Genomic DNA, 17,029 nt, shown 5'->3' with positions numbered 1-17,029 from the left:
TTATTCCCGCGCGTTCTTCATTGGGGCAACTGTCCCGATGGCCTGCTCAGGCAGGCGCTCAACGCCGTCATCCCTGACGGCTCCACGGCAGATCTTGATGGCCTGACGGCGCACGCCGGAAAAAGTCATTTGCAAAAATCCGGATATTCCTTAGAATATGCGGCCTTTCGGGCACCCATGCCCGCTGTGCATCTTAGATTTGCAGCACCGACTACAGGAAAATTGTTCAATGCTAACAATCCGTCTTGCCCTTGGCGGCTCTAAAAAGCGCCCGTTCTACCACCTGACTGTGACCGACAGCCGTAACCCACGCGACGGTTCGCACAAGGAACAAATCGGTTTCTTCAACCCGGTTGCCCGTGGTCAGGAAATCCGTCTGTCCGTGAACCAAGAGCGTCTGGCCTACTGGCTGAGCGTTGGTGCACAACCTTCTGAGCGTGTTGCTTCGCTGTTGAAGGAATCTGCCAAGGCTGCGGCCTGAGCAATATGAACGCGACGCCAGCTTCTGCCGACGATTTGATCGTCATCGGCAAGATTTACTCGGTACATGGCGTTCGCGGCGAAGTGAAGGCGTACTCCTTTACTGATCCAACCGAAAACCTGTTGCAGTACAAAACCTGGACGCTCAAGCGCGAAGGCAATGTGAAACAGGTCGAGCTGGTCAGTGGACGCGGGAACGACAAGTTCCTGGTCGCCAAGCTCAAGGGTCTTGATGATCGTGAAGAAGCTCGTCTTCTGGCCGGTTATGAGATCTGCGTGCCACGCGACCTGTTCCCTGAATTGACCGACGGCGAGTACTACTGGTACCAGCTTGAAGGTCTGAAGGTCATTGACGGTCTTGGGCAACTGCTCGGGAAGGTCGATCATCTTCTGGAAACCGGCGCCAACGATGTAATGGTGGTCAAACCCTGCGCAGGCAGTCTGGACGATCGCGAACGCCTTTTGCCCTATACGGAGCAATGCGTGTTGGCTGTTGATCTGGTTGCAGGCGAGATGAAGGTGGAATGGGACGCGGATTTCTAAGCAATGGCCAGCCTGCGCATAGAAGTCATCACGCTGTTTCCCGAGATGTTTTCCGCCATCAGCGAATACGGTATTACCAGCCGTGCGGTGAAACAGGAGCTGTTGCAGCTCACCTGTTGGAATCCGCGGGATTACACCACTGATCGACATCACACTGTGGACGATCGCCCGTTTGGCGGTGGCCCTGGCATGGTGATGAAGATCAAGCCCCTCGAAGATGCTCTGGCTCAGGCCAGACAGGCGGCGGGGGATGCGGCGAAGGTAATTTACCTGTCGCCACAAGGCCGCAAGCTGGATCAGTCTGCGGTACGCGAACTGGCGCAGGAAGAAGCACTTATCCTGATTGCCGGTCGTTATGAAGGCGTCGACGAGCGTTTCATTGAAGCTCATGTCGATGAAGAGTGGTCGATTGGCGACTATGTGTTATCTGGCGGTGAGCTGCCGGCCATGGTCCTGATAGATGCGGTTACGCGACTGCTGCCTGGAGCTTTAGGGCATGTAGATTCCGCGGAGGAAGATTCCTTCACGGATGGTCTGCTGGATTGCCCGCACTACACCCGACCGGAGGTGTATGCGGATCAGCGTGTTCCCGACGTATTGCTTAGTGGCAATCACGCACACATCCGGCGTTGGCGTTTACAGCAGTCCCTTGGGCGGACCTATGAACGACGCGCCGATCTTCTGGAAAGCCGCTCGCTTTCTGGAGAAGAGAAGAAGCTGCTGGCGGAATACCTCCGCGGGCGGGACGATAGTTAACGTATCGATGGTAAATCAGACCGGTTTACCTTAGGAGCACAGCATGACTAACAAAATCATCCTTGCACTCGAAGCAGAGCAGATGACCAAAGAGATCCCTCCCTTTGCCCCGGGCGACACCATTGTCGTTCAGGTGAAAGTGAAGGAAGGCGACCGCGCTCGTCTGCAGGCGTTCGAAGGCGTTGTTATCGCCAAGCGTAACCGTGGTGTGAACAGTGCTTTCACTGTTCGTAAAATCTCCAACGGTGTTGGCGTTGAACGTACTTTCCAGACCTACAGCCCGCAAATCGACAGCATGGCTGTGAAACGTCGCGGCGACGTTCGCAAGGCCAAGCTGTACTACCTGCGTGACCTGTCCGGTAAAGCAGCTCGCATCAAGGAAAAACTGGTTTAATCCCAGTCTTCCCATGCGAATGAAAAAGCAGCCTACGGGCTGCTTTTTTGCTTTCCGGGATTCGGTTTTTGTCCCGCCTTCGCAGGTGTGAAAAACTGCCCCCCGCTTTCCATCACTCAAGTCAGAACCCATGCCCGCCATTGACCATCCCATGATCGACCGCTTCCTCGACGCCTTGTGGCTGGAGAAAGGGCTGTCGGACAACACGCGCGACGCTTATCGCAGCGACCTCGCGCTGTTCAACGGCTGGTTGCAGGAAAAGGGCGTGGACCTGATGAGTGTGAGTCGGGAAGCGATTCTCGACCACTTGGCGTGGCGGGTCGACAACGGCTACAAACCTCGCTCGACGGCACGGCTGCTCTCCGGCGTGCGCGGTTTCTATCGCTATCTGCTCCGGGAGAAGCTGATCGCGGTCGACCCGACGTTGCAGGTCGACATGCCGCAGTTGGGTAAGCCACTTCCCAAATCCTTGTCCGAAGCCGACGTTGAAGCGTTGCTTGGCGCCCCCGACCTGAGCGACGCCATCGGCCAGCGTGACCGGGCCATGCTTGAAGTGCTCTACGCCTGCGGGCTGCGGGTGACCGAACTGATCAGCCTGACGCTTGAGCAGGTCAACTTGCGTCAGGGTGTGTTGCGCATGATGGGCAAGGGCAGCAAGGAGCGTCTGGTGCCGATGGGGGAGGAAGCCATCGTCTGGGTCGAGCGTTATATGCGCGACGCTCGCCACGAATTGCTCAACGGTCGGCCCAGCGACGTGCTGTTTCCCAGCCAGCGCGGCGAACAGATGACCCGCCAGACCTTCTGGCACCGCATCAAGCACCAGGCCAAAGTCGCCGGCATCGGCAAATCCCTGTCGCCGCACACCCTGCGTCACGCCTTTGCCACACACCTGCTCAACCATGGCGCCGACCTGCGCGTCGTGCAGATGCTCCTTGGTCACAGCGACCTGTCGACCACGCAGATTTACACCCACGTCGCCCGCGCTCGGTTGCAGGAAGTGCACGCAAAGCATCACCCGAGGGGGTAGGGGACTTCAGTAATTTACGACGTGTCTTACATCAGCGGGCGTCGGCCTCGCGAGCCTTATGTGATAGGCTTTGCCGGTTTCGCAGATCAAGGCCCTGAAAACATCCCGGTGCTTTTTCGCCACCCGTTTTCAGCCCGGCCCGTCTGCTCACCGCTCGAGGAGTTTTCATGCGCGTCACTCGTTTTCTCGGTGCTGCCGTTGTAGCGCTGGCCAGCTCTTTCAGCCTTTTTGCCCACGCCGATGAGGCGTCCGACAAAGCCATTCGCAAGACCCTGGAATCGCTCAATCTGGAAATTCCCGTCGAGAGCATTTCCAGCAGTCCGTTGAACGGCCTCTACGAAGTCAATCTGAAGGGCGGTCGTGTGCTGTATGCCAGCGGCGACGGTCAGTTCGTCATGCAGGGCAACCTGTACCAGATGCAGGCCGGCAAGCCGGTCAACCTGACCGAGAAGGTCGAGCGTCAGGCGATTGCCAAGACTATCAATGGCATTCCTGCCGCTGAAATGGTCGTCTACCCAGCCGTGGGCGAGACCAAATCCCACATCACGGTGTTCACTGACACCACCTGCCCGTACTGCCACAAACTGCATGCCGAAGTGCCGGAGCTGAACAAGCGTGGCATCGAAGTGCGCTATGTGGCGTTCCCGCGTCAGGGCCTGGGTTCGCCGGGTGACGAGCAGCTTCAGGCAGTGTGGTGCTCCAAGGACCGCCGCGGTGCCATGGACCGCATGGTCGATGGCAAGAATATTCAGGCGCCCAAGTGCGACAACCCGGTCACCAGGCAATTTGAAATCGGCCAGTCCATCGGCGTGAACGGCACACCGGCCATCGTGTTGGCCGACGGTCAGCTGATTCCGGGCTACCAGCCGGCGCCACAAGTGGCCAAACTCGCACTGAGTGCCAAGTAATTTCGTTTATCGCAGCCTCCTGCGGTAAACATTGAAGCGGCCTTTCTGCAGCGCTTCATCAATAGCGAGCCGTGTTGAATGCGGCTGATTCCACGGCCGGCCTCGCGTCGGCCGTTTTATGGGGAGTTCATAGTGAAACCGGTAAAAGTAGGCATCTGTGGGCTGGGTACTGTCGGTGGCGGTACCTTCAATGTGCTAAAGCGTAACGCCGAGGAAATTGCCCGCCGTGCCGGGCGTGGAATCGAAGTGGCGCAGATTGCCATGCGTACGCCAAACCCCAATTGCCAGATTACCGGTACCCCGACCACGACCGACGTGTTCGACGTGGCGAGCAACCCTGAAATCGACATCGTCATCGAGCTGATCGGTGGCTACACCATCGCCCGCGAACTGGTGCTCAAGGCCATCGAAAACGGCAAGCACGTGGTGACCGCCAACAAGGCGCTGATCGCCGTGCACGGCAACGAAATTTTCGCCAAGGCCCGCGAGAAGGGCGTCATCGTGGCGTTCGAAGCGGCGGTCGCGGGCGGTATTCCGGTGATCAAGGCCATTCGTGAAGGCCTGTCGGCCAACCGCATCAACTGGGTCGCCGGCATCATCAACGGCACCGGCAACTTCATCCTCACCGAGATGCGCGAAAAGGGACGCACCTTCCCGGACGTCCTGGCTGAAGCGCAGGCGCTGGGCTATGCAGAAGCCGATCCGACCTTTGACGTCGAAGGCATCGACGCGGCGCACAAGCTGACCATTCTGGCGTCCATCGCCTTTGGCATTCCGCTGCAATTCGACAAGGCCTACACCGAAGGCATCACCAAGCTGACCACCGCCGACGTCAATTACGCCGAAGCGCTGGGCTACCGGATCAAGCACCTGGGCGTTGCCCGCAGCACGCCGAGCGGTATTGAACTGCGCGTCCACCCGACCCTGATCCCGGCGGACCGCCTGATCGCCAACGTCAATGGCGTGATGAACGCCGTGATGGTCAACGGCGACGCGGCCGGCTCGACATTGTTCTACGGCGCAGGTGCCGGCATGGAGCCAACGGCTTCGTCTGTCGTGGCCGATCTGGTCGACGTGGTCCGTGCCCTGACCACCGACCCTGAAAACCGCGTCCCGCATCTGGCCTTCCAGCCCGATTCGCTTTCGGCCCACCCGATCCTGCCGATCGATGCGTGCGAAAGCGCCTACTACCTGCGCATCCAGGCCAAGGACCATCCCGGTGTGCTGGCTCAGGTGGCGAGCATTCTGTCCGAGCGCGGCATCAACATCGAATCGATCATGCAGAAAGAAGTCGAAGAGCATGACGGCCTGGTGCCGATGATTCTGCTGACCCACCGCGTGGTCGAGAAACGCATGAACGATGCGATCGAAGCGCTGGAGGCGCTGGAAGATGTCGCCGGCCCGGTTGTGCGTATCCGCGTTGAGCATTTGAACTGAGATAAGCCGCAGCAAGCGTTAAGCGGCAAGCTGCAAGTAACAGCAAAATCATATCGCGGTGAGCTTCGGGCACCGGGCTGCAGGTTAAAGACAAACCGCTTTGACTTGCAGCTTGCCCCTTGAGGCTTGCCGCCCAAACCGAAGGTTTGAAGAATGCGCTATATCAGTACCCGCGGCCAGGCACCGGCCCTGAATTTCGAAGACGTGCTGCTGACCGGTCTGGCAAGCGATGGCGGTCTGTACGTTCCGGAAAACCTGCCGCGCTTTACTCAGGAAGAGATCGCGTCCTGGGCCGGTCTGCCTTATCACGAACTGGCCTTTCGCGTCATGCGTCCGTTCGTGACGGGCAGCATCCCCGACGCGGATTTCAAGAAGATTCTCGAAGAAACCTACGGCGTGTTTTCCCATGCTGCGGTTGCGCCACTGCGCCAGCTCAACGGCAACGAGTGGGTGTTGGAGCTGTTTCACGGCCCGACCCTGGCGTTCAAGGATTTCGCTCTGCAACTGCTGGGTCGTTTGCTGGACTACGTGCTCGAGAAGCGCGGCGAACGCGTGGTCATCATTGGCGCTACGTCGGGTGACACCGGCTCGGCGGCCATCGAAGGCTGTCGTCGTTGCGACAACGTCGACATCTTCATCCTGCACCCGAACAATCGCGTGTCCGATGTTCAGCGCCGTCAGATGACCACTATCTTCGGCGAGAACATCCATAACATCGCGATCGAAGGCAACTTCGACGACTGCCAGGAAATGGTCAAGAACAGCTTCGCCGACCAGAGCTTTCTGAAGGGCACGCGTCTGGTGGCGGTGAACTCGATCAACTGGGCGCGGATCATGGCCCAGATCGTCTACTACTTCCACGCGGCCCTGCAGGTGGGTGGCCCGGCGCGTTCGGTGGCGTTCTCCGTGCCGACCGGCAACTTCGGCGACATCTTCGCCGGTTACCTGGCCCGTAACATGGGCTTGCCAATCAGCCAACTGGTTGTGGCAACTAACCGTAACGACATCCTGCACCGTTTCATGAGCGGCAATCAGTACGTCAAGGAAACGCTGCACGCGACATTGACCCCGTCGATGGACATCATGGTGTCGTCCAACTTCGAGCGTCTGCTGTTCGACATGCACGGTCGCAACGGCGGCGCGATCGCCAAGCTGATGGACACCTTCAGGCAAGGCGGTGGTTTCAGCGTCGAGGAAGAGCGCTGGACCGAGACCCGCAAGTTGTTTGATTCGCTGGCGGTCAGTGACGAAGACACCTGCAAAACCATCGCCGAAGTGTTCGCCAGCACTGGCGAGCTGCTCGATCCGCACACCGCCATCGGCGTGAAAGCCGCGAGGGACTGCCGCCGCAGCCTGGACACGCCGATGGTGATTCTGGGAACGGCACATCCGGTCAAATTCCCGGATGCCGTACTGAAGGCCGGTGTAGGAAAAGCGCTTGAGCTGCCTGCACATTTGTCTGATTTGTTTGAGCGAGACGAACGCTGCACCGTCCTGCCAAATGACCTCAAGGCCGTGCAGGCCTTTGTCAGCCAACACGGTAATCGTGGCAAGCCTCTCTGACCGTATCGCCGTGTAACAACTAAGGCCCGCCTCGCAGCGGGCCTTGTTTTTTCTGCGTGCCACACTTCCGAGGAATTTTCATTTTTCGGATAAGCCTGTGGTTGTTAAACATTTTTACTCAGCGGCATTCAACGGCCGCGACCTGAACCTCCAACCGGCGCTGTGGGCGTTGCTGATGCTCGTGTGCATCTGCAGTCGCGCAGGCCATGCAGCTGAAAACTTGCGGTTCGGCCTGAGCGTGCCCTTCGTCGCGCACCAACCGCTTGTCCTTGATGATGCGGATCGCCAGTGGCTGAACGGACGAAAAGTGCTGAGGGTCGGCATTTCCGTTGCTGATCATGAGCCCATCGACATCACCACCGACCATAATCGCTATCAGGGCATCAGCGCAGATTACCTGGGCCTGATCAGTGCGCGGCTTTCCATGCCCGTGCAGATACGGGGGTTCGCCAAACGCGCACAGGCGGTCAACGCATTGGTGGCCGGAGAAATCGACTTGCTGACCAGCGCCAACGGTTTCGAGCGAGGAATGTCCGGACTGGCATTCACGCGGGACTACGTTCCCGACCGGGCAGTTGTGTTTGGAAGAGGCAATGACGCTGGCCTGCACACTTCGCTGAGGGGAAAACGGGTGGTGTTGCTGGACGGCTATGCTGACGAGGCGCAGGTGCAACGGCTCTACCCGGACAGCGAGATCGTCGTCGCGCCCACGCTTTACAGCGCGATGGAGGCATTGACCCACGACTACGCCGACGCGTTCATTGCCAACGAGCTGACGGTGCAGTCTTACAGCCTGTTGCGGCCTTACCTCGGTTTGCAGACCAAGTTCGACAGCCTGTTGCCGTCCACAGGTTTTTCGTTTGCCTTCCGAGAGCAAGACTCCAGGTTGCTGAAACTCTTCGACCAAGCGCTGGCAGGCCTGGACGAATCCGTCATCCGTGAGATCCAGGGGCGCTGGACCCTCGGGTTGGGCGCCGATCTGGCCCGGCCGCAGGTGAATTTCAACGCTGTCGAACAGCTGTGGATTCGCAGGCATCCGCAGGTCACCGTCGCCTCCACCCAGCACCCTCCCTACATCTACAAAGATGCTCAAGGTCGCTGGGTGGGTTTGAATGTGGATGTGCTCGCGCGTATCTCGCGAATGACCGGTTTGCAGTTCGTCTATCAGGAGTCGACCTCGACCGAAGGCTTGCTGGAGACGCTGGCGCAGGGCAGTGCACACATGAACACCACGCTGGCCGAAAACCCGGAGCGCAAAGGGCTGTTGAATTTCACCTACGCATTTGGTGGCAACAACTGGGTGTTTCTGGTGCACGCTGACAGCAATCCTTCCTTCCAGCTGTCGGACATGACCGGCAAGGTGCTGGCGCTTCCCGCGCGCCACGCGTTGCTCGCGTTCATTCAGCAACGCTATCCGCATGTCCGGCTCAAGCTTGTGGCGACGTACGAAGATGCCCGCCGACTGGTGGAAAAGGGCGACGCCGACGCCACCATCCAGAACGAGGCAGGCGCGTGGCTCTATCCATCGGGCGAGCTGAAGGTCGGGCGCAGTGTCGAGGGCATGTGGTCGCCGGACAAATTTTCGGTCGTCAAAAACCAACCCGAATTGCTTGGCATACTCAATAAGGCCCTGGAAGAATTTCCGGTGGCCGAGATGCGTGCAATCCGCCTGAAATGGCTCGGGGCAGCGAATCCTCAACCTTCGGTCTGGAACCGCATTCCCGCCTGGATATACGGGGTCATGAGCGCTTCCCTATTGTTGGGTCTGGTGTCGCTGGCCTGGAGCAGCCGTCTGAAGTTCCAGATTCACCAGCGGCAGCGTGCTGAAGTGCAACTGGGTGATCAGCTCGCCTTCAAGCGGATACTGCTCGACGCCATCCCCAACCCGATTTACGTGCGTGACCTTCAGGGCCGTCTCGTCGCCTGCAACCGCAGTTATGAGGAGAGCTTCGGGATCAGTTACGAGCAGATGCAGGGCCGTCGCCTGATCGACGTTGATCTCGTTCCTCGCGACCTGGCCGAGCAGATGCATGCTGATTACTTGAAGCTGCTGGAAACCCAGCAGCCGGTGTTTACCGAGCGCGCCCTCACCCTGGCTGGGCGACAGGTCTACGCGTGGCAATGGGCAGTGCCTTACTACCGCGCCGACGGTCAGATGCAGGGGTTGCTCGGCGGCTGGATGGACATCAGCGAACGCAAGCGTCTGGAGTCTGAGTTGCGTGACGCGCGCAAGGCCGCCGAGCAGGCGGCGGCACAGTTGAAGGCGCTCCTTAACAAGGCAGGCGCAGCCCGGACGCCCGGAGGGTAAATTTTGCCTGTCACATTCGGCAGGCATGCTCCGGAATCAGGCTGCGGCAGTGCGCACGTGTCGAAGCGTCACAGTGCTCCGAACTTTCCACTGCTGCCAATGGTCATTGGTTAGCACCTTTGCATTCAAACTGTTGAGTGGTGATCCGGATGGAAAATATCAGCTTGCTACTGAGCGAAGCGCTGTCCCCTTATCAGGTGAGCATTGGCCCTGCCGGTGTCCTGGGCGAGCGTCTGGTGACGCTGAAAAATCCAGCGGGTGCGATGGTGATTGAACGTGTTTTTTCTGCATCGCAATTGGGCGACAAGCGTCAGCTGACTGATGTGGTAGACGGTCTTCACCGTGACTTGATGGTGGCGGAAGGGCGCATCGAGCCTTGTGTTATCGCCGCCATGCGCAATGTTTCCCAGTCCGCCGCTTACGCTGCATCTCGACCTTTCATCTGAGCCGCAGGGAACCTTCTCGATTCAGTAGGCTCCTATCAGTTACGGCAGGCGCAGGCATTGTGCTCCGGTGTTCATGCTGCCTGCCGTACGGGTCCAAGATGGACCGTGGTTGACCCCGAGCAGTCTCCCCGCTGCTCGGGGTTTCTTTTGTCTGAAATTCGGCGGCTCAACGCCGGGCACGGATTTCACGCAGCGTCAGTTCGGCGGCTCCTCAAAGAATGTCTGGGCGTCGCGCAGGTATTCCTCCTTCTTGACCATCCATTCCGAGTAAAACCCGATCAGTCGCGTCACTCGCAGCACGCGCATTTCCCGGTTAATGATTTCCATCGCCGCCCGGCCCTTGTCGGTCTTCGAACAGGCAATGTGAGCGAACTGGTATTTGGGCACGCCTTTCACCGGCAGGAATTCCACTGCGTCCAGAGGAATGCCTTGTTGCTGGGCGTGAAAGCGGGCTTCCGGCCAGTAACTGATGATCGCCTGAAAGCGATCCAGTCGTTCCATTTCCAGCATGCTGCCGACCGCCGTGTTGCCGTAGTGCAGGAGCAGACGGTTGGGGTGAGTGGTTTCGCGCAACACTTTATCGATGACCGGGCCGTAGCTGCGTTCGCCGACGATGCCGACATCGACGCTGTCGCTGGCGAGCAAGGCGGCAAGGTCGAGGCGGCCGTCGGCGTCGATGAAAGGTGCGAACAGTGCGTGGCGGCTGCGCTCGATCGTCACGCCATTACTGGGCGTGGCATACGAGGGGATGGAAAATAGAATGGTTTTGTCGCGCTCGGGCGTCCACAGCAGGGTCGCGTCGCAGGCGAACACGTCAGGGTCATTGAGCATCTGCGTTCCGCGCGCGCGGTTGACGTGCATGATCTGGTGATCGTATTCCGGCATCCGGGCGGTCAGCTCGGGCATCAGCTTGTCGATGGCTCCCTGGCCCGCCAATGGGCCGGAAAATATGGTCAGCGGCGGGAAGTCGCGCAGCAGCCAGATCAGCGTTTCACGTGCCGACGCCGTACCGGGCACGCAGGCGAGCAGCGCGGCGATCAGCCAGGCGCGCATTCGGGAACCGGTGACAGGCATGGAAGGTTTGACCCTCATTGACGGTCTCTCGCAGCAAAGTATCGATGGTGTGCTTCATTTGTTTAACACATGTCATGTGGGCTTGAGTAATGCATCGCGAACGTTGTATGCCATCTCCCATTTAAAAGGCGAGCCTCATCGCTCATCGAGTTCGGTCGTTCAACGGGACTGCATCGGGTAGACTTGCCGCCTTTCCCGTCTCTCTAGAAGCCCGTTCATGGCCCAGCCGTCCACGACCTACAAGTTCGAACTCAATCTCACCGACCTTGATCGCGGGGTCTACGAAACCGTCAAGCAGACCATCGCCCGTCACCCTTCGGAGACCGAAGAGCGCATGACCGTGCGCCTGTTGGCCTACGCCTTCTGGTACAACGAGCACCTGTCCTTTGGCCGTGGTCTGTCGGACGTCGACGAACCGGCGTTGTGGGAAAAGAGTCTGGACGATCGCGTGCTGCACTGGATCGAAGTTGGCCAGCCCGACGCCGACCGCCTGACCTGGTGCTCGCGCCGTACCGAACGCACGAGCCTGCTGGCCTACGGCAGTCTGCGGGTGTGGGAAGGCAAGGTTATACCGGCGATCAAGACACTGAAGAACGTCAACATCGCTTCGGTACCCCAGGAGGCGCTGGAGATTCTGTCCAAGGACATGCCCCGGGTGATCAAGTGGGACGTGATGATCAGCGAAGGCACGATCTTCGTGACCGACGATCGCGGCCAGCACGAAGTGCAACTGCAGTGGCTGGCGGGCGAGCGGGGCTGATTCAGTCCTGCGTTGCGACGCTACTACAGCGCCATCGCGACGGCATCGCTACACCCAACCGGCCCCAACGAGAACACCAGCGGAACCTGAATGCGCATCGAACCACGCGAGTTACCTGACACCCTGCCTTTTCTTGGCGATCTGCCGCCCTTGCTCACCCGGCTTTACGCGGCCCGCGGTGTGGCGTCGGAGGCGGAACTCGACAAGGGCCTCGCCCGGTTGATCCCGTATCAACAGCTCAAAGGCATCGATGCCGCTGTCGATCTGCTGGTAACTGCTTTGCAGCAGCGTCAGCGCATCCTCATCGTCGGAGACTTCGATGCCGATGGCGCCACGGCCAGCACAGTCGGCGTGATGGGCCTGCGCCTGCTCGGTGCTGGGCATGTGGACTATCTGGTGCCGAACCGTTTCGAATTCGGCTACGGCCTGACACCGGAAATCGTCCAGGTCGCCCTTGAGCGCCAGCCTGATTTGCTCATGACCGTGGACAACGGCATTTCCAGCGTCGAAGGCGTTGCAGCAGCGAAGGCGGCGGGTTTGCAGGTATTGGTCACCGATCACCACTTGCCCGGCCACGAATTGCCGGCGGCCGACGCCATCGTCAACCCGAACCAGCCCGGCTGCACCTTCCCGAGCAAGTCGCTGGCCGGCGTCGGCGTGATCTTTTATGTGTTGATGGCCTTGCGCGCGCGACTGCGGGACATCGGCTGGTTCGAGGGCCGCGCTCAACCCAATCTGGGCGAGTTGCTGGATCTGGTGGCATTGGGCAGCGTCGCAGACGTCGTGCCGCTGGATGCCAACAACCGGATTCTGGTGCACCAGGGGCTCATGCGCATCCGCGCCGGGCGTGCACGTCCGGGGTTGCGCGCCATTCTTGATGTCGCCCGTCGCGAGGCGTCGCGCATTACTTCGACCGACCTGGGTTTCATCATCGGCCCGCGCTTGAACGCGGCCGGGCGTCTGGATGACATGAGCCTGGGCATCGAATGCCTGTTGTGTGATGACGAGACCGAGGCGCGGGAAATGGCCGTGCGTCTGGACGAGCTCAATCAGGACCGCAAGTCCATCGAGCAGGGCATGCAACGCGAGGCGCTCGCCCAGCTCAAAGATCTGCCGCTGGAGTCGATGCCGTTCGGGCTGTGCCTGTTCGAACCCGAGTGGCACCAGGGCGTGATCGGCATTCTGGCCTCGCGCATGAAAGAGCGTTATCACCGCCCGACTATTGCGTTCGCCAGCGCAGGCGAGGGTGTGCTGAAGGGGTCGGCGCGTTCAGTGCCGGGCTTTCACATCCGCGACGCACTTGATGCGGTGGCGGCGAAACATCCCGAGCTGATCAGCAAGTTTGGCGGCCACGCGATGGCGGCCGGGCTGTCGCTGCCGGAAGGCAACTTCCCGGCGTTCGCCGAGGCCTTCGACGCCGAGGTGCGCCGCCAGCTCAAGGAAGAAGACCTGACCGGCCGGTTGTTGTCCGACGGCACCTTGGCGGTAGAAGAGTTTCATCTGGAACTGGCCCGCGCGCTGCGCAACGCCGGCCCATGGGGACAGCACTTTCCCGAGCCGTTGTTCCATGGCGTGTTCCAGTTGGTGGAGCAGCGAGTGGTCGGCGAGCGTCATCTGAAGATGGTACTCAAGACCGAGTGCGGCAGCGTCAGGCTCGAAGGCATCGCCTTCAGCGTCGACCGCGACGTATGGCCCAACCCGACCGTGCGTTGGGTCGAGCTGGCGTACAAGCTGGACCTGAACGAGTTTCGCGGCAACGAGACCGTGCAACTGATGGTGGTTCATCTTTCACCGCGCTGATTCATAGGGTTCGGTTAAAGCCAGTCCCACCGGTGTACGCGGCAGTAGGACCGGCTTTGGCCGGGGATAGGCGAGTGCGTGCGACGCAGAGTTCATCTTGCGCCGCTGATCGGTGTAGGAGCGCGCTTGCCCGCGAAGAGGCCAGTACATCCGACGCATATTGATCGTCCGTGCCTACGTATTCGCGGGCAAGCGCGCTCCTACATTGATTTGCGGCGTACGAAGGATCACGGTCGAACGCAAGATCCGCAGGAGCCAGTCCTACAGGGGTAAGCATTCCAATAGCAGGACCGGCTTCAGCCGGAAACGACTGAACCCTCACTTCTCTCGGGTTGTCGACTAGGCTCAAGGTTCGCACGTAAGGAACCTGCCACACGATCTGAGAGGTCCCCATGAGCCTGCTGCTTGAACCCTATACCCTTCGCCAACTGACCCTGCGCAATCGCATTGTGGTATCGCCGATGTGTCAGTACTGCTGCGCCGACGGCCTGGCCAATGACTGGCATCTGGTCCATCTGGGCAGCCGCGCGGTCGGCGGCGCCGGGCTGATTTTTACCGAAGCGGCGGCAGTTACCCAGGACGGGCGTATCACCCCGGAAGACCTTGGCATCTGGAACGACGAGCAGATCGCACCGCTGCAACGCATTACCCGCTTCATCAACGCTCAAGGCGCGGTTGCCGGCATTCAGCTGTCCCACGCCGGACGCAAGGCCAGCACCTGGCGGCCGTGGGTGAGCCAGAGTGGCGCCATCCCTGCCGACCAAGGCGGCTGGGCGACGTGGGGGCCCTCGAAGATCGCTTTCGACCCGACCTACACCGTGCCTACGCCGCTGGATGAAGCCCAGATTAAGGACATCATCAAGGCCTTCGTCGATGCTGCCAAACGTGCCTTGACCGCAGGTTTCAAAGTGGTCGAAATCCACGCTGCGCACGGTTATCTGCTGCATCAGTTCCTGTCGCCGCTCAGCAACCAGCGTCAGGATCAATACGGCGGCTCCTTCGACAACCGCATCCGCCTGACCCTCGAGATCACCAAGGCCGTGCGTGAAGTCTGGCCCGAAGAACTGCCGCTGTTCGTGCGCGTCTCGGCCACCGATTGGGTGGAAGATGGCTGGAATCCTGACGAAACCGTTGAGCTGGCCAAGCGCTTGAAAGCGCTGGGCGTCGACCTGGTTGACGTGTCTTCCGGCGGCACTGCGGCGAAAGCCGAGATTCCGGTGGGCCCGGGTTACCAAACCGAGTTCGCCGGTCGCGTGCGCAACGAGTCCGGCATTGCCGCCGGCACCGTCGGCAAGATCACCGAACCCACCCAGGCCGACACCATCCTGCGGACGGGCCAGGCTGATCTGATTTTCCTCGCACGTGAATTGCTGCGCGATCCTTACTGGCCGCTGCGTGCCGATGAACATCTGGGCGGACGCCAGGCCACATGGCCCGCGCAATACCAGCGGGCAACGCACCGCGACCAGCCGATTCATGAGTCGGATTTGCGCGATTGATCACGACGCTGAATAGCTGATCTGCACTGCTCCAGCATCTTTTGCTCTGTGATGCTGGTTCTACTGGAGAAGATCCATGTGGGAGTGAGCTTGCTCGCGAAGACGGTATTCCAGTCGCCGGGAATTTAGCGGATGTACGGACCTCTTCGCGAGCAAGCTCGCTCCCACATGTGGTCCGAGTCGGCCTGCAAACTCAACATGCCCTCACTATGTCTCCGGGTCGCGCTTATCGGCTGACATGCCTGCACAGTTCTGCGCGCCGGCATCACACAGTAAAACCCCTTCACTTCCCCCCACTCCCCGCCACGCTTTCCCCACCCCGAGTCAGGTAGTACGCACCGAGGATCGGCAGCATGGTCACCATCATCACGAGCATCGCCACGACATTGGTCACCGGCACGTCCCGTGGGCGGCTGAGTTGGTTGAGCAGCCAGATGGGCAGGGTGCGTTCGTGCCCGGCGGTGAAGGTGGTGACGATGATTTCGTCGAACGACAGGGCAAACGCCAGCATGCCTCCGGCCAGCAGCGCCGAGCCCAGATTCGGCATGATGATGTAGCGAAAGGTCTGCCAGCCGTCGGCGCCGAGGTCCATCGAGGCTTCGATCAGGCTGTGGGAGGTGCGGCGCAGGCGGGCGATGACGTTGTTGTAGACGATCACCACGCAGAAGGTCGCGTGGCCAACGATGATGGTAAACATCCCCGGCTCGATCCCCAGGGCCTTGAACGCTGACAGCAAGGCCAGCCCGGTGATGATGCCGGGCAGGGCGATGGGCAGAATGAGCATCAGCGAAATGCCGTCCTTGCCGAAGAAGTCACGCCTGTACAGCGCCGCCGAGGCCAGCGTGCCGAGCACCAGTGCGATCAGCGTGGCAACGCAGGCGATTTGCAGCGACAGCTTGATAGATTCCAGCACGTCCGGTCGCGCGAACGCCACGCTGATCCACTTCAGGGTGAAGCCTTTCGGCGGGAAGCTGAAGGCAGCGTCTTCGGTGTTGAAGGCGTAGACGAAGATGATCAGGATCGGAAAATGCAGAAAAACCAGCCCGCCCCAGGCGGCGATCTTCAGGCCCCACGACGCTTTTTCAGAGTGCATCGAAAGCCCCCAGACGCTTGACGATGGCCAGATAAATCGCAATCAGCACGATGGGCACCAGCGTAAACGCCGCCGCCATGGGCATATTGCCGATGGCGCCTTGCTGGGCATACACCATGCTGCCGATGAAGTAACCCGGCGGGCCGACCAGTTGCGGCACGATGAAATCCCCCAGCGTCAGCGAAAACGTGAAGATCGAGCCCGCCGCAATGCCTGGCACCGACAGCGGCAGAATGACTTGCATAAACGTCTGCCGGGGCGTGGCGCCCAGGTCGGCGGAGGCGTGCAGCAGTGACGGCGGCAAGCGTTCGAGGGAGGCCTGAATCGGCAGGATCATGAACGGCAGCCAGATGTAGACGAACACCATGAATCGCCCCAGATGCGAGGTCGATAACGTGCTGCCGCCGATGCCGGGCGCGCTCAACAGCCACTGCAACACCGGCGCCAGCCCTAGATGCTGAACAAACCATTGCGCGACGCCGCCCTTTGCCAGCAGCAGCGTCCAGGCATAGGCCTTGACGATGTAACTGGCCCACATCGGCATCATCACCGCGATGTAAAAGAACGCCTTGGTTTTGCCGGTGGTATAGCGCGCCATGTAATACGCAATGGGGAAGGCGACGATGGCGCTGGCGATCGACACCGCAACGGCCATGGTCAGGGTGCGCCGAATGACGTCGAAATTGGCCGGGTTGAACAGCGCGCCAAAGTTCGCCAGGGTCAGGTCGGGCGTCACGGTCATGCTGAAGTCGTCGAAGGTATAGAAGCCTTGCCACAACAGCCCCAGCAGTGAGCCGAGGTAGATCGCGCCAAACCACAGCAGCGGCGGGATCAGCAGCAGCGACAGGTACAGGTTCGGGCGGCGATACAGGAGGTTGGAAAAGTGCCGGAGTGGCGATTGCCGTTGCATCGGCGCCGAGCCAGTGAACGTCTGACCCATC

General features: G+C 60.2%; 16 protein-coding genes and 1 pseudogene. 13 read left to right on the top strand and 4 right to left on the bottom strand.

The features are described from left to right. On the bottom strand, positions 1-129 hold the full coding sequence (locus tag L4G42_RS26020; RefSeq protein ID WP_272903796.1) for a hypothetical protein: 129 nt from the start codon (positions 127-129) through the stop codon (positions 1-3). Between the two features lie 100 nt (positions 130-229). Between L4G42_RS26020 and rpsP the strand changes: the two genes are divergently transcribed. From rpsP to L4G42_RS02845, 10 genes and pseudogenes are all read left to right on the top strand, one after another. Next, positions 230-481 (top strand): 30S ribosomal protein S16, encoded by a 252-nt coding sequence (gene rpsP, locus L4G42_RS02890; protein WP_037012442.1) that lies wholly within the window; start codon positions 230-232, stop codon positions 479-481. Positions 482-486: 5 nt separating this feature from the next. After that, positions 487-1,023, top strand: a complete 537-nt coding sequence (gene rimM / locus L4G42_RS02885; RefSeq protein ID WP_237251172.1) for a ribosome maturation factor RimM — start codon at positions 487-489, stop codon at positions 1,021-1,023. Between the two features lie 3 nt (positions 1,024-1,026). Further along, positions 1,027-1,779 carry a tRNA (guanosine(37)-N1)-methyltransferase TrmD gene (gene trmD, locus L4G42_RS02880; protein WP_237259170.1) on the top strand — a complete coding sequence of 251 codons (753 nt, stop codon included), beginning with the start codon at positions 1,027-1,029 and terminating at the stop codon, positions 1,777-1,779. A gap of 43 nt (positions 1,780-1,822) precedes the next feature. Further along, entirely contained in the window at positions 1,823-2,173 is a 351-nt protein-coding gene (gene rplS, locus L4G42_RS02875; protein WP_037012438.1) for a 50S ribosomal protein L19, read from the top strand. Positions 2,174-2,303: 130 nt separating this feature from the next. Further along, the gene (gene xerD / locus L4G42_RS02870; protein WP_237260492.1) at positions 2,304-3,200 is read left to right on the top strand and encodes a site-specific tyrosine recombinase XerD; all 897 of its coding nucleotides are present in this window, start codon (positions 2,304-2,306) and stop codon (positions 3,198-3,200) included. A 167-nt stretch (positions 3,201-3,367) separates the two neighbouring features. Beyond that, positions 3,368-4,108, top strand: a complete 741-nt coding sequence (locus L4G42_RS02865) for a disulfide isomerase DsbC N-terminal domain-containing protein (RefSeq protein ID WP_237251169.1) — start codon at positions 3,368-3,370, stop codon at positions 4,106-4,108. A 132-nt stretch (positions 4,109-4,240) separates the two neighbouring features. Next, the gene (locus L4G42_RS02860; protein WP_108120894.1) at positions 4,241-5,545 is read left to right on the top strand and encodes a homoserine dehydrogenase; all 1,305 of its coding nucleotides are present in this window, start codon (positions 4,241-4,243) and stop codon (positions 5,543-5,545) included. 153 nt (positions 5,546-5,698) lie between these two features. Then, positions 5,699-7,108 carry a threonine synthase gene (gene thrC / locus L4G42_RS02855; RefSeq protein WP_237251168.1) on the top strand — a complete coding sequence of 470 codons (1,410 nt, stop codon included), beginning with the start codon at positions 5,699-5,701 and terminating at the stop codon, positions 7,106-7,108. A gap of 175 nt (positions 7,109-7,283) precedes the next feature. Beyond that, positions 7,284-9,413: pseudogene (locus tag L4G42_RS02850) on the top strand (transporter substrate-binding domain-containing protein); the annotation flags it as partial. A gap of 152 nt (positions 9,414-9,565) precedes the next feature. Next, positions 9,566-9,862 (top strand): DUF3509 domain-containing protein, encoded by a 297-nt coding sequence (locus L4G42_RS02845; protein WP_237251167.1) that lies wholly within the window; start codon positions 9,566-9,568, stop codon positions 9,860-9,862. A gap of 195 nt (positions 9,863-10,057) precedes the next feature. On the opposite strand, the gene L4G42_RS02840 is transcribed toward L4G42_RS02845, so the two are convergent. Continuing rightward, complete coding sequence (locus L4G42_RS02840; RefSeq protein WP_419789329.1) at positions 10,058-10,903, bottom strand: TIGR02285 family protein; 846 nt, start codon at positions 10,901-10,903, stop codon at positions 10,058-10,060. 250 nt (positions 10,904-11,153) lie between these two features. Here L4G42_RS02840 and L4G42_RS02835 point away from each other — a divergent pair, with 250 nt between their 5' ends. From L4G42_RS02835 to L4G42_RS02825, 3 genes are all read left to right on the top strand, one after another. Next, the gene (locus L4G42_RS02835; protein ID WP_133776162.1) at positions 11,154-11,696 is read left to right on the top strand and encodes a YaeQ family protein; all 543 of its coding nucleotides are present in this window, start codon (positions 11,154-11,156) and stop codon (positions 11,694-11,696) included. A gap of 90 nt (positions 11,697-11,786) precedes the next feature. Beyond that, the gene (gene recJ / locus L4G42_RS02830; protein WP_237251166.1) at positions 11,787-13,496 is read left to right on the top strand and encodes a single-stranded-DNA-specific exonuclease RecJ; all 1,710 of its coding nucleotides are present in this window, start codon (positions 11,787-11,789) and stop codon (positions 13,494-13,496) included. Positions 13,497-13,888: 392 nt separating this feature from the next. After that, positions 13,889-14,995 carry an NADH:flavin oxidoreductase/NADH oxidase gene (locus L4G42_RS02825; RefSeq protein WP_237259169.1) on the top strand — a complete coding sequence of 369 codons (1,107 nt, stop codon included), beginning with the start codon at positions 13,889-13,891 and terminating at the stop codon, positions 14,993-14,995. A 283-nt stretch (positions 14,996-15,278) separates the two neighbouring features. On the opposite strand, the gene L4G42_RS02820 is transcribed toward L4G42_RS02825, so the two are convergent. Beyond that, on the bottom strand, positions 15,279-16,088 hold the full coding sequence (locus tag L4G42_RS02820) for an ABC transporter permease (RefSeq protein ID WP_237251164.1): 810 nt from the start codon (positions 16,086-16,088) through the stop codon (positions 15,279-15,281). Further along, positions 16,078-16,998, bottom strand: a complete 921-nt coding sequence (locus L4G42_RS02815) for an ABC transporter permease (RefSeq protein ID WP_237251274.1) — start codon at positions 16,996-16,998, stop codon at positions 16,078-16,080. The genes L4G42_RS02820 and L4G42_RS02815 overlap by 11 nt, the downstream gene beginning before the upstream one ends. Positions 16,999-17,029 lie beyond the last annotated feature (31 nt).

Origin of the sequence: Pseudomonas petrae (assembly GCF_021728295.1) — a bacterium.
Classification (GTDB): Bacteria; Pseudomonadota; Gammaproteobacteria; order Pseudomonadales; family Pseudomonadaceae; genus Aquipseudomonas; species Aquipseudomonas petrae.
Note: the sequence above shows the minus strand (reverse complement) of the source record. Positions and strands in the feature narration are given on the sequence as shown.